The following is a 12,725-nucleotide window of genomic DNA, read 5'->3' on the forward strand; positions in this document are numbered from 1 at the left end:
TGATCACCCCGAAGGAGACCGCATCTCGCCCCCGGAAGGGTCTCACCAGGAGTTGCTCCGGCATCGGCGCGCGTCTTCCCACGCGCAAATCTTGACGCAACGCCGCGCCGCGTGCCGGACCCCTGTGGACAACGCGGAAAGTGGTAGCACAGCACGGCATCCGGGCCGCGGATGCCGCTGTGCGCTACCACCGCGGAGTGGTCGCCGCTACAGGCGTGAGGCTGCCGCGGTGCTCTCGTCGTGATGGACGCGGTTGCGGCCGGCGGCCTTGGCGGCGTACATGGCCGTGTCGGCGCGGCGGAGCTCGTCGTCGGGGTCGGCGCCCGAGGCCGCGGTGATCACGCCGATGCTCGCTCCGATGAAGACCGGGCGGGCGGCGGTCGGGAACGGCTCGGCCAAAGCCTTCAGGATGCGGCCCGCGACCTCCGTGGCGGTGGCGTCGTCGGTCCACGGCAGGATCACCGCGAACTCGTCGCCGCCGAGGCGGGCCACCACGTCGCCGGCCCGGACGATGCTGTTGAGGCGGGCGGCCACCCCGACCAGGACCGCGTCGCCCGCCTCGTGGCCGAGGGCGTCGTTGACCGGCTTGAAGCCGTCCAGGTCGATGTAGAGCAGGGCGGTCGGCCCGACCGACTCGCCGAGCGCGTTCTCCCAGCGGTGGTGGAACCGGCGCCGGTTGGCCAGGCCGGTGAGCTGGTCGGTGGTGGCCTGCTCCTCGACCGCGCGCAGCGCCACGGACAGCAGCTTGACCAGGCCGTTGAGCCTCGCGATGACCAGCAGGAAGAGGATCGCGCAGCCGCCCACGATCACCGGCACGTCGATCGGCATCCCGCGTGCCCACTCGATGGCGAGCACGGCCGGCGCCATCAGGCTGGCGACCGCCAGCGCGGCGATGCGGCCGGGCGGCGCCGAACCCTCGGCCACCGGCGGGCTCGGCCGGGAGATCGACACCACCGACGGGTGCAGGGCGGCCGCGCCACCGAGGGCCTGCATGGCCAGCCAGCCCAGGTCGACGATGTTGCCGGCGGTGTAGCCGATGGTCAGTTCGAGCATGGCGTAGCCGACGTCGGCGATCAGCAGGGCGAACACGGCGGCGACGAAGAGGCGGTAGGCGGGCGGCCGGTCGCCGCGGCCGGTGACCAGCCGGGCCAGCACCGCGAGCACCAGGATGTCGGAGACGGGGTACGCCAGCGACACCGCCCGGGCCAGCGGGCTCAGGTCCTCGGCGCGCACGTACGGCACGATCAGGAAGACCCAGGCCAGCATCGCGGCGCCGGTGGAGAGCACCAGGGCGTCGAGCAGGCCGGGCCGGTCCTTGCCGGGGCGGCGGGCCCGCACCAGGCCGACGACGGCGACGGCCAGCATCGCCGCGAAGCTCAGGTACAGCAGGTCGGCGTACCCGGGGAACACGTCCTCACCGGTCACCCACGTCTGGATCCAGTAGACGACCTCGGCGAGCGCGAAGCAGGCCCGCGCCGCCGCCATCAGGTACCACGGCCAGCGCACGGCGGGCTTGTTGCGCCGGACGCCGACGACGATCATGACCGCCGCCGACATGCCGAGCGTGCCGACCAGCACGGCCTGCAGCCGCTCGACCGGGAACGCGTAGTAGGTCGCCGCGATCACCCCGGAGAAGGCCAGGTAGACCTGCCACGCCGGCCATCGCCGCCACCACTTGCGCACCGGTTTCTCCTCGTCTCGTCTCCGCCTCCATTCATCGGCCGGTGGTGATCAGCCATGAGGAAGTCGGTTACCCGTCACTTCCCCTGAGCGGGCGCCGCCCCCAATGTTGGAGAGATGAAGAGAAATGTCGCTGTCGTCGGGGCCGGGCCGGTCGGGCTGTATCTCACTGTCGCGCTCGCCCGGCGGGGACATCGGGTCACGGTGGTCGACCGTGACCCCGGTCCGCCCGGCGACGACGACTGGGAGCGGCGCGGCGTGATGCAGTTCCACCACCCGCACGCCATCCGCGACCAGGCCGTCGAGGCCCTGGACGCGGAAATGCCGGACGTGCACGACGCGCTGCTGGCACTCGGCGCCGCCGACGCCGTCCTCCCGGGCGGCATCCGGGCCGGTGTGCACTGCCGCCGCCCCACGCTGGAACGGGCGTTGCGCTCGGCGGCCGCGGCCGAGCCCGGCGTCACGGTGCTGACCGGCCATGTCCGCGACGTGATCCGCGACCGTGGCCGTGCCGCCGGCATCAAGGTGGACGGCCGGACACTCGCCGCCGATCTGGTGCTGCACGCCGGCGGTCGCGGCGGGACGCTCGGCGCCGACCTCCGCCCGGCCGCCGAGGATCAGGACTGCGGGATCGCGTACGTGTCGCGGCACCACGCGCTGCTGCCGGGGGCGGAACCAGGCCCGATGACCAACGCGTTCGGCATCCTCGAGCAGCACGACGGCTACGCCGTGGCGACATTTCTGCAGGACGCGCGGACGTTCTCGACCCTGATCCTGCGGGAGTCCGGCGACCAGGAACTGGCCGGGCTGCGCGACGTCGCGTCCTACGAGGCGGCCTGCGCGGCGATCCCCGGCCTGGCCGCCTGGACCGACCCGGAGCGCTCCCGCCCGATCACCGCCCCGCGAGCCGGTGGGAACGTCCGCAACGCCTACCGCGGGCAGGGCGCGCTCGCCGGCCTGGTCCACGTCGGCGACGCGGTGTGCATCACCAACCCGATCGCCGGCCGGGGCATCGCCACGTCGTTGATGCAGGCGCAGAACCTGGTCGCGGCGCTGGACGCGCATGACGACCCGCACGACGTCCGCGACGCGTTCGACGCGTACTGCACCAGGGCGATCCGCCCGTGGTTCGACGACCACGTCCGCTCCGACCCGGACCGGCTGGCCCGCTACCGCGGCGCGGACGTCGACCTGGACCGGCCGCTGACCAGCGGCTGGATCGTCGAGACGATGGCGGCGTCGGCGGAGTTGCGGCCGCTGATCCTGCAGTACCTGCAGATGCGGGTGCTGCCCGGCGAGCTCGCCGCGATCGAGCCGGCCGCGCGGGCCGTCTACCGAGGTGGCTGGCGTCCGCCGCGGCCCGCCGGCCCGGACCGGATCGCGCTGGTCAAGGCGATCAGCGGGGGCGGTGCGTATGTGTAAGCAGAGCAAAGCGGGGGTGCTGCGTATGTGTAAGCAGAGCAAAGCGGGGTGGTGCGTATGTGTAAGCAGAGCAAAGGGGCAGCGGCGGGGAGGTCAGCCGGCCGGTGCCCGGCGTAGCTGCCGGGGGATCAGCGTGATCGTGTAGAGCAGTAGCGCCGCGACGCCCAGGACCAGCGCGGCGGCGCTCACCGCCCGGTCCACCGCCTGCGCGGTGACCAGCAGCGGCAGCGCCTTGACCGCGACCGAGCCGCCCAGGGCGCGGACCGAGGCGCTGTACGCGAGCGCCGTCGTGACCTCCTTGAGCGGAGCCTCGGCGGCCACCCGGGAGTCCATGTCGCCCTCGAAGGCGGTCTGGCTGAGGCCCGCGGCGAACTGGGCGAAGAGGATCGCGTACGCGTGTGCCGGCGCGAACATCCAGCCGACCAGCATGCCCAGCCCGTACACCGACCAGCGCAGGACGGCGGGCAGCCGCATCGCGCCGATCACCTCGACCGCGGCCGTGGCCAGCAGGCAGCCCAGGCTGAACGCGACGGCCGCGCCCACCACCCAGGCGCGGCCGTGCAGCTCGGTGGTGAGCGGCACGGCCAGCAGGGTGGGACCGGAGGCGATCAGCATGACCGCGCCGCCGGCGGCGAGCAGCCGCGGTGACACGGCGCCGCGGCGGCGGCCGGGGCTCGGGGGGACCGGATCGGGGCAGGAGCCGACGCGGCGGCCGCTCAAGGCGAGCGTGGGGATGCCGGCCGTCGGTGTCTCGTCCGGACGCACCCGGGCGCGGCGGGCGCTGAGGATCGTGGGGACCAGGGAACCCGCGTACGCGATGAAGACGACGGCCAGCCACCAGCCGGTGGGGTGACCGGCGGCGCCGGCCGGGATCAGGGCGGCGCACCCGGTGCCGGCCGCCTCGACGGCGGCGATGCCCAGGGCGTACCGCGTCATGGGTTTGGGGCCGGGCGCGATCGCCGTGACCTCCGCGCGCATGCCGGCGAAGCCGGCCCAGGCGGCGATGTGCATGACCACCACGCCGGTCGCGATGGACCAGGTGGGCGCGCCGGCGATCAGGCCCCAGAGCACCGCGACGCGCAGCACGATCTCCGCGCCGGCCGTCGAGCGCAGCAGCACCCGGCCGGACAGCCGGCGCGACAGCCAGCCGGTGATCGGGGCGGACAGCACGACACCGGCCAGCATGGCGGCGTTGTAGAGGGCGGCCTCGGCCAGCCCGCCGCGGTCGACGGCGAGCAGCACCAGCACGGTCCAGCCGAGCGCCATGCCGAACGAGTCGACGACGCCGGCGGCGAGCAGCTCGCGGAGCCGGCCGGCCCGGCGGAGACCGCCGGCCGCCGCCGGGCGATGCCTGCCGGATCGGACGGCCTCAGCGGCCATCCGCGCCGCCGCCCACGAACAGCGGCGTCGGTGGCGGGAATCCGTTGAAGGCGGAGGCGTAGCTCAGGGTGTACGCCCCGGCGGAGCCGATGTAGAGGATGTCGCCGACGTCGATCGTGGCGGGCAGGGTGACGCCGGTGAAGACGGTGTCCGAGCTGTCGCAGCTGGGCCCGGTCACGGTGAACCGCATCCCGGGGATCTCGGCGGCGTGCCGCACCGACGTCCACAGCGGGTACTCCCAGCCGTTCGCGGTCTGCAGCGTCTCCATCAGGCCGTGGTAGGCGCTGACGTCCACGAACAGCCAGTTCTCGTCGTCGCGGCGCTCCCGGCCGATCACCGTGGTGGCGAGCACCGCCGACTCGGCGACCAGGTACCGGCCGGGCTCGGCGGCGAGCAGCTCGGGCCGGTACGGCAGCAGCTCGTCCTGGGCGGCCGTGACCACGGCGCCGATCGTCTCGATGCTCGGCACGCCGTTGACGTACCGGGCCGGGAAGCCGCCGCCCAGGTTGAGCATGCGCAGCTCGATGCCGTCCGCGCGGAGCAGGTTCATCAGCCGGGCCGAGTCGGCGATCGCCTGCCGCCAGGCCAGCGGGTTGGCGCACTGCGAGCCGACGTGGAAGGTGATCCCGTACGCCCGCAGGCCCAGCCGCTCGGCGAGGGTGAGCAGGTCGTACGCCTCTCCCACGCTGGTGCCGAACTTCCGTGACAGCGGGAACACGCTGGCCTCGTCGTCGACCCGCAGCCGCACGTAGACGGCGGCGCCGGGCGCCAGCTCGGCGATCTTCGCGAGCTCACCGGGCGAGTCGAAGCTGAACCGCCACAGCCCGGCCCGGTACGCCTCGGCCACGTGCGCCGGCGGCTTGACCGGGTTGCTGTAGAGCACGTCCGCCGGGTCCACCCCGGCCCGTTCGAGCATCCGCAGCTCGCCCAGCGAGGCGATCTCGAAGCCGGACCCGCGCGCCGCCAGCGTGGCCAGGACCTCCTGCGCCGGGTTGCTCTTCATCGCGTAGTAGGCGCGCACCCCGGGCAGCTCCCGCTCGAACTCCTCGTGCCGCGCGGCCACCGTGCCCAGGTCGGTGACCAGGTACGGGGTGGGCATGTCGATGACCTCCAGGACGTCCGGGGCCAGGGCGGACGGCCAGTGCGCGGGCACGCGGGCGGGAGTCAGCAGCGCGGGGGTCATGGGGGGTGTCTCCAGGGTCAGGGGATCAGGCGACGGCGGGGGCGGCGCTGCCGTCGTGGAGCAGTCGGCCGGCGGCGTCGGCGGGCACGGGCGGGGAGAAGTAGTAGCCCTGGGCGAACCGGCACCCCATGGCACGCAGGGCGGCGAGCTGGCCGTACTCCTCGACGCCCTCGGCCACGGTCGACATGTTGAGGCTCTGGCCGAGCTGGACGATGGTGCGGGCGAGGGCGGCGTCGTCGGTCTGCGCGCCGATCCGCTCCACGAACGAGCGGTCGATCTTCAGCGTGTCCACCGGGAAGCGGCGCAGGTAGGCCAGCGAGGAGTAGCCGGTGCCGAAGTCGTCGATGGCCAGCGAGACACCCAGCGCCTTGAGCCGGACCAGCTGCTCGAGGTTCTCCTCGGTGTCGGTCATCAGGACGCTCTCGGTCATCTCCAGGCACAGCTTGCCGGCCGGCATGCCGGTCTCGGCGAGCACCTCGCCGACCATGGCGGCCAGGTCACAGCGGTCGAACTGGCGCACCGAGACGTTGACGGCGATCCGGGTGAGCTGGTTACTTCGGCGTCCGGATTCTCCATGCCGTCCGGAGGACCAGGCATCGGTAGCGGCACTGGCACCCCAGGCGACGGCCTGCCGGCACGCCTCCTCGAGGACCCAGCGGCCCAGCGGCACGATCAGCCCGGTGGCCTCGGCGATCGGGATGAAGTCCAGCGGCGAGATCAGCCCACGGGTCGGGTGCTGCCAGCGGACCAGCGCCTCGAAGCCGGAGATCCGGTGGTCGGTCAGGTCGATCGTCGGCTGGTAGTGCAGCCTCAGCTCGCCGCGTTCCAGGGCCAGCCGCAGGTCGGCCTCCAGCTCCAGCCGCTCGACCAGGCCGGACAGCATCTGCGGGTGGTAGCTGGCGAAGCCGGAGCCGCCGGCCTCCTTGGCCCGGTACATGGCCAGGTCGGCGTTGCGCATGAGCTGTTCGGCGCCGCCCTCACCCTGGTCGGCGAGCAGCGCGCCGGCGGCCAGGCCGATGGACGCCTGGACGTGCATGTCCCGGGTGTCGATCCGGAACGGGTCGTGCAGGCTGTCCACGATGCGCTGGGCGACCTGTTCGGCGTCCGGCGCGCCCAGCGGCGCGGTGATCAGCACGGCGAACTCGTCGCCGCCGAACCGGGCGACCACGTCGTCGTCGCGCACCGCGGCGCGCAGCCGGTCGGCCACCCGCACCAGCAGCTGGTCGCCGGCCAGGTGCCCGAGGCTGTCGTTGACCTCCTTGAACCCGTCCAGGTCGAGGAAGAGCACGGTCACGTCGTGGTCGTCGGGGCGCACGTCCAGCGCCTCGGAGACCTTCTCGCGGAACAGCGCCCGGTTGGCCAGCTGGGTCAGCCCGTCGTGGTACGCCTCGTGCACCAGCTGCTCCTGGAGCTGCTTGCGCTCGCTGATGTCCCTGGTGTTCAGCACGAGGCCGCCGACGCTGGGGTCGCCGAGCAGGTTCGTGATCGTGATCTCGGCCTGCCGGAAGCCGCCGTCGCCGCGCTGCAGGGTCAGCTCGATCGTCGTGGTGGCGTACGGGCGGCCGCCGAGCGAGCGCAGCGCCTGGGCCAGCGTGGCCGCGGACGTCGGGAGCAGCAGGTCGGTCAGCCGCTTGCCGGTGAGCCCGGCCACCGATCCGCCGAACACCCGCTGGATCGACTCACTCTGGTAGAGCACCTCGGACTCCGGGCTGACCACGGTGACCACGTCCGAGCTGTGCTGGACGAGCGCGTGGAAGCGCTGCTCGCTGGCGTAGAGCTCGGCGGTGCGGTCGGCGACCCGGCCCTCCAGGCCGCGGGTGAGGCTGCGGTTCTCCAGCAGGGTGAGCAGCTGCCGGCCGACGATGAGCAGGATCAGGGCCGAGCGGGTGTACGCGACGAACGCGTTGCTCTGGCCGTGCTGGGCGAACCAGACCACCGAGGTGGCCAGGGCGGCGAGCACCGCCACGTAGGGCAGCAGCACGCCGATCGGCTGGGCGCCGTCGGCAGGACCGCCGGCGGGGTTCTCGTCGTGGCCGGTGGTCTCCGAGGTGTCGGCGCCGGGCCGGCGGGCGGCCAGCAGGATCAGCGAGAAGCCCGCGAACCAGCCGATGTCGGTGACCCCGCCGGACTGGTAGGCGCCGATCAGGTTCAGGTACGCGTACCCGATGTCGGAGATGGCGAAGGCGACGATGCCGGCGCCGACCAGCGCGAGCCGGCCCAGGTCGCGGCCCTGCTGGCGTTGCAGCGCCAGCATGTAGACCACGATCGTCACGATGACCACGTCGCCGAGCGGGTAGGCGAGCGAGATGACCAGCTCGAGCATGCTGTCGAAGCCGGCCCGCAGCAGCGGCTCGACGATGACGATGAACGCGATCAGCAGCAGCGAGGCGGCCACCATCAGGCCGTCCAGCACGCTGCGCGCCCGGTTGGCCAGGGCCTGTGCCTGGCTGGGCAGCACGAGCAGACCGGCCGGGGTGAGCAGGACCATGCCGATGTAGCCGGTGTCGGCCTGCGAGGGGAACGGCACGTTGTCGCCGCGGAACGACTCGAGGTAGACCCAGGCGCCCTGGCCGAGACCCCAGGCGAGGACGCCGAGCCCGATCAGCGCCCAGCCCCAGCGGGCGCGGCCGTGGTAGGAGCGGGCGCGCAGCAGGCAGGCCACCGCCGCGGTGATCGCGCCGAGGCAGAGGCCGACGTTCGAGATGTTCTGGGAGATGTCCTCGCCGCCGACGCCCGTGCTGAGCACGGCCCCGAAGGCGACCACCACGACCGCGACGGCGACGCACAGCCGTGGCCAGCCGCGCACGGCGCGGCGGGCGTCGGGCTCGCTGGTCGGTCGCATCGTGGGCCATCTCCGCTACGGGTCGGGGACCGCCGAAGGAGATGGCGGTCGTACCGGGGAGATCGGAACCTGGGCGGCGAGCTTGAGTGATTCCGGAGGGTGACGACGCTTGCCGCCGGGTGCGAAACGGTTGCCCATTGACATCTGTCACTCGGTGGTGACAACGTTGTCACGCTCTCGTCATGGAGGTATGTCGATGATCCGCCGCCTGCTCGTGACCGCCGTGCTGCTGGCGCCCCTGGCCTGGGCCTCGCCCGCCGGCGCCGCCGATCCGGAGCCGGTGGACCTGGTCCGCCCCTTCGTGGGCACGCAGAACTACGGGAACACCTTCCCCGGCGCCGCCGCCCCGTTCGGCATGGTGCAGGTCAGCCCGGACACCGGCGGCCAGGGCGGCTACGACTACGAGGCCGGCGAGATCTACGGCTTCAGTCAGACACACCTCTCCGGCGTCGGTTGCGGTGTCGCCGGCGAGCTTCCCCTCATGCCGACGACCGGCCCGGTGACCAGTTCCGATCACAATGCGTACAAGTCGGCGTTCGCGCATGCCGACGAGGAGGCGTCGCCCGGCTACTACCGGGTCGGGCTGTCCCGCTACGACGTCGACGCCGAACTGACCGCCACCTCGCGCACCGGCTGGCAGCGCTACACCTTCCCGGCCACCGACCGGGCGAACGTCCTCTTCAACACCGCCAAGGCCAACCAGGACGTGTTCTCCTCGGAGATCCACGTGGTGGGGGACCGGACGCTGGAGGGGCGGATCAACGCCGGGCACTTCTGCGCCGGCAAGGACGATCACACCGTGTACTTCTCCGCCAGCTTCGACCGGCCGTTCGCCGCGTACGGAACGTGGCGCGGTGCGACGATCACCCCGGACAGCCGGGATGCGGCCGGTGAGGGCGGTAACGGCGCGTACGTCACCTTCGACACGAGCGGTGACCGGGACGTGGTGGTCAAGGTCGGCGTCTCGTACACCGGGGTGGAGGGCGCGCGGAAGAACCTCGCCGCCGAGACCGCGGACTCCTACGACTTCGACCGGGTCCGTTCCTCGCTGCGCGCGCGGTGGGTGGACGAGCTCGACCGGATCAAGATCGACGGGGGTACGACGGACCGCCGCGCCGCCTTCCACACCGCGCTCTACCACTCCCTGCTGCACCCGAACGTGGCCGGCGACGTGGACGGCCGGTACGTCGGCTTCGACCGGCAGGTGCACACCGCGGAGGGCTACACGCCGTACCAGAACCTCTCCCTGTGGGACACCTACCGCCCGCAGAACCAGCTGCTCGAACTGCTCGTGCCGGAGGTCGCCCGGGACGTGGCGCTGTCCGTGGTCGCCATCGGGCGCGACGGCGGCTGGCTGCCGAGGTGGGCGCTGGCCAACAGCGAGACCAACATCATGACCGGCGACCCGGTCACCCCGTTCCTGGTCGAGGCCTGGTCCAAGGGGCTGCTCGCCGGGCACGAGGAGGAGGCGTACGCGCTCCTCCGCGCGAACGTCCTGAGCGAGCCGCCCGCCGATTCGCCCTACAACGGCCGGACCGGCGTCAAGTACTACGCCGACCGCGGCTACGTACCGTCCGGGCTGAAGCTCGGCACGGACTGCGTGCACAAGGGCGGCGACAACGACTGCGACCACCCGGCCTCGGCGACCCTGGAGTACGCCGCCGCCGACGCGTCGCTCGCGCTGATGGCCGCCGGGCTGGGCAAGACCGCCGACGCCGCCCTGCTCGCCGGGCGCGGCCAGTGGTACCGCAACCTGTGGGACAAAGGCTCCAAGCAGTTCCGGCCGCGCACGGTCGACGGCACCTGGCTCACCCCGTACGACCCGGTGCACGCCGGCGAGCAGTTCCACGAGGGCGGGGCATACCAGTACCGGTGGATGGTGCCGCAGGACCCGTCCGGGCTGGTCGCGCTCCTGGGCGGCCGGAAGAAGTCGGAGAAGGCGCTGGACGACTTCTTCGTCTACGACAAGCTGCTCACCGACCCCGAGGGCACCGCCCGCAACGACTGGATCGAAGCGCCGTACGACTACTACGCCAAGCCGACGTACAACCCGAACAACGAGCCCGACCTGCTCGCCCCGTACCTCTATCACTGGGCCGGCGCCCCCGCGAAGGCCGCCACCGTCGTCCGCGCCGCGATGACGCTGTTCACCACCGGCCCCGACGGCATGACCGGCAACGACGACCTGGGCACCATGAGCGCCTGGTACGTGTTCTCCTCGCTCGGGCTCTACCCGACGATGAGCGGCGCGAACTTCCTGGCCGTGTCCAGCCCGCAGTTCCCGGCGGCCACCGTGCGCACCGCCGGAGGCCCGCTGAGGATCACCGCGCCCGGCGCTTCCGACGCCAAGCGCTACATCAAGAGCGTCCACCTGAACAACGTCGGCGTCACCAGGAACTGGGTCTCCTGGGACGACGTGGCCGGGGGCGGCACCCTGAAGCACACGCTCGGCACCAAGCCGTCGACGTGGGGAACCACCACGTCCGCCGAGCCGCCGTCGGTGAACAAGGCGCCGCAGGACCCCCGCAAGCACGTCGACGCGTCGCTGCGTCCCGCCACGGCGGCGCTGCCCTCCGGCGGCAGCACCACCTTCACCGTGGACATCGTGGCGCAGGCGCCCACCACGATCCGGCCCACGGTCAGCGCCACCGGCCCGGCCGGCTGGACCGTCAAGGTCGCCCCCGATCAGCAGGACTACCTGATCTCGTCGCACCTGCCGGTCTCGGCCACCGCCACCGTCACGGTCACCGCGCCGGCCGGGGTTGCCGAGGGCTCGTACCCCATCGAAGTGACCGTGGGCGGCGCGAACACCGTGACCCGCACCGCCCGGGTGGTGATCCGCCCGGCGCTGTCCTGCGTGGCGGGCACCGCCTGCGCGCTCGACCTGACGCCGGAACTCACCCGCGACGGCACGGCCACGGTCGGCTCGCCGGACGAGGGGAACTTCGACACCGGCGGCTGGAGCTACGACGCCGCGCTTCTCCCGGCCGCCGGACCGGTCACCTGGGACGGGGTCGTCTATCAGGCGCCGGATCCCACCGGCACCGCGAAGAACTTCGTGACCGCCACCGGTCAGTCGCTGGTCCTGCCCCAGGAGTCGCACTCGTGGCTCAACCTGGTGGCGACCACGCACAACGGCCCGGTGTCCGGCGCGCTGACCATCGGGTACGCCGACGGGTCGTCCGAGGCGCAGACGATCACGGTCGCCGACTGGTGCGGCTCGCCCACCGGAGGCACCAGCGCGGTCCTGGCCATGCCGCACCGGATCAAGGCCGGTCAGGGTGTGGACGGGCCGCCGGTCAGCCTCTTCGGCCTGCGCGTTCCCGTGTCGGCGGGCAAGGAGATCCGCTCGGTCACCTTGCCGGACGACTCCCGCCTCAACATCTACGCGATGACGCTCAGCTGAGCCTTACCCCTTGAGCAGGTCGAACTCGTTGCCCTCCGGGTCGCGCAGCGTCGTCCAGCCCGCCTGATCCGCCACCACCTCCGCGCCGGCGCCGACCAGCCTGGTCAGCTCGGCGCGGTGGTCGTCGGCGCGCAGATCGAGGTGCAGGCGGTTCTTCACGGTCTTCGGTTCCGGTACGCGCGTGAACCACAGGCGCGGCTGCCCCGGACCGGCCTCGACCAGCACGCTCGGGTCGTCCTCGGGGTCGTCCACCCCGGTGTCGCGCAGCCGGGCCAGCTCGGCCTCGTCGTACGGCGCCACCGCGTACCCGTCGAGTGCCGCCGCCCAGAACCGCGCGAGCGACGCCGGGTGCGCGCAGTCCACGACGATGTCCCCGATGCGCGCCATCAGACCTCCATGTGCCAGCCGTACACCTTCTCCACCTGGATGCGCAGCACGACCCGGTTGTCCTCGACCATGACCCGCCGGTAGTCGTCCCAGTCCGGGTGCTCGCCGCGGATCGTCCGGTACACCTCGACCAGCTCGTCCACGGTGGCGTCGTGCGCGTCCGCGGCCGGCTCGGAGAACGAGGCGATGCCCTCGGCCACCACGTACCCGTGGCCGGTCGTGGCACGCGCGTGCAGGCTGGCGCGCGGATCCCGCTTCAGGTTGCGGACCTTCGCCAGCGGCTCCCGCGTCGAGACCCGGATCAGCCCCGGCTCCCGCTGGGCGAGATACGTGACATCGGAGAGCTGCGGCCGCCCGTCCTTCTTGATGGTCGCCAGCGTCCCGTCGTGCGCCGCCACCAGCACGTCCCACAGTTCAACAGCCAT

General features: G+C 72.5%; 8 protein-coding genes. 2 read left to right on the top strand and 6 right to left on the bottom strand.

What is annotated here, in order from left to right; genetic code table 11:
• Positions 1-207 precede the first annotated feature (207 nt).
• Positions 208-1,683, bottom strand: coding sequence for a GGDEF domain-containing protein (locus tag QSK31_RS07385; RefSeq protein WP_285682196.1), 1,476 nt, complete (start codon positions 1,681-1,683; stop codon positions 208-210).
• A gap of 114 nt (positions 1,684-1,797) precedes the next feature.
• Between QSK31_RS07385 and QSK31_RS07390 the strand changes: the two genes are divergently transcribed.
• Positions 1,798-3,102, top strand: a complete 1,305-nt coding sequence (locus QSK31_RS07390; RefSeq protein ID WP_285682198.1) for an FAD-dependent oxidoreductase — start codon at positions 1,798-1,800, stop codon at positions 3,100-3,102.
• A gap of 93 nt (positions 3,103-3,195) precedes the next feature.
• Here QSK31_RS07390 and QSK31_RS07395 read toward each other — a convergent pair whose 3' ends face one another.
• Genes QSK31_RS07395 through QSK31_RS07405 form a run of 3 tightly spaced genes read right to left on the bottom strand, consistent with a single transcriptional unit; the run spans position 3,196 to position 8,507 of the window.
• On the bottom strand, positions 3,196-4,482 hold the full coding sequence (locus tag QSK31_RS07395) for an MFS transporter (RefSeq protein ID WP_285682200.1): 1,287 nt from the start codon (positions 4,480-4,482) through the stop codon (positions 3,196-3,198).
• Positions 4,472-5,665 (bottom strand): type III PLP-dependent enzyme, encoded by a 1,194-nt coding sequence (locus QSK31_RS07400; RefSeq protein WP_285682201.1) that lies wholly within the window; start codon positions 5,663-5,665, stop codon positions 4,472-4,474. Before QSK31_RS07400 ends, QSK31_RS07395 begins: the two co-directional genes overlap by 11 nt.
• Before the next feature lie 25 nt (positions 5,666-5,690).
• Positions 5,691-8,507 carry a putative bifunctional diguanylate cyclase/phosphodiesterase gene (locus QSK31_RS07405; RefSeq protein ID WP_285682202.1) on the bottom strand — a complete coding sequence of 939 codons (2,817 nt, stop codon included), beginning with the start codon at positions 8,505-8,507 and terminating at the stop codon, positions 5,691-5,693.
• Between the two features lie 196 nt (positions 8,508-8,703).
• On the opposite strand from QSK31_RS07405, the gene QSK31_RS07410 reads away from it, so the two are divergent.
• Positions 8,704-11,913: a GH92 family glycosyl hydrolase gene (locus QSK31_RS07410; RefSeq protein ID WP_285682203.1), complete on the top strand. Its 3,210-nt coding sequence runs from the start codon at positions 8,704-8,706 to the stop codon at positions 11,911-11,913.
• Between the two features lie 3 nt (positions 11,914-11,916).
• Here QSK31_RS07410 and QSK31_RS07415 read toward each other — a convergent pair whose 3' ends face one another.
• Positions 11,917-12,300, bottom strand: coding sequence for a VOC family protein (locus tag QSK31_RS07415; protein WP_285682205.1), 384 nt, complete (start codon positions 12,298-12,300; stop codon positions 11,917-11,919).
• Entirely contained in the window at positions 12,300-12,725 is a 426-nt protein-coding gene (locus QSK31_RS07420) for a PPOX class F420-dependent oxidoreductase (RefSeq protein WP_285682206.1), read from the bottom strand. The genes QSK31_RS07415 and QSK31_RS07420 overlap by 1 nt, the downstream gene beginning before the upstream one ends.

It is taken from the genome of Actinoplanes sp. NBRC 103695 (assembly GCF_030269485.1).
GTDB lineage: Bacteria > Actinomycetota > Actinomycetes > Mycobacteriales > Micromonosporaceae > Actinoplanes.

What these genes read in the sequence shown, in the direction of transcription:
- QSK31_RS07390 (WP_285682198.1), top strand. Translation starts at nt 1,798, where the DNA reads ATGAAGAGAAATGTCGCTGTCGTCGGGGCCGGGCCGGTCGGGCTGTAT.
- QSK31_RS07395 (WP_285682200.1), bottom strand. Translation starts at nt 4,482, where the DNA reads ATGGCCGCTGAGGCCGTCCGATCCGGCAGGCATCGCCCGGCGGCGGCC.
- QSK31_RS07400 (WP_285682201.1), bottom strand. Translation starts at nt 5,665, where the DNA reads ATGACCCCCGCGCTGCTGACTCCCGCCCGCGTGCCCGCGCACTGGCCG.
- QSK31_RS07405 (WP_285682202.1), bottom strand. Translation starts at nt 8,507, where the DNA reads ATGCGACCGACCAGCGAGCCCGACGCCCGCCGCGCCGTGCGCGGCTGG.
- QSK31_RS07410 (WP_285682203.1), top strand. Translation starts at nt 8,704, where the DNA reads ATGATCCGCCGCCTGCTCGTGACCGCCGTGCTGCTGGCGCCCCTGGCC.
- QSK31_RS07415 (WP_285682205.1), bottom strand. Translation starts at nt 12,300, where the DNA reads ATGGCGCGCATCGGGGACATCGTCGTGGACTGCGCGCACCCGGCGTCG.
- QSK31_RS07420 (WP_285682206.1), bottom strand. Translation starts at nt 12,725, where the DNA reads ATGGCTGTTGAACTGTGGGACGTGCTGGTGGCGGCGCACGACGGGACG.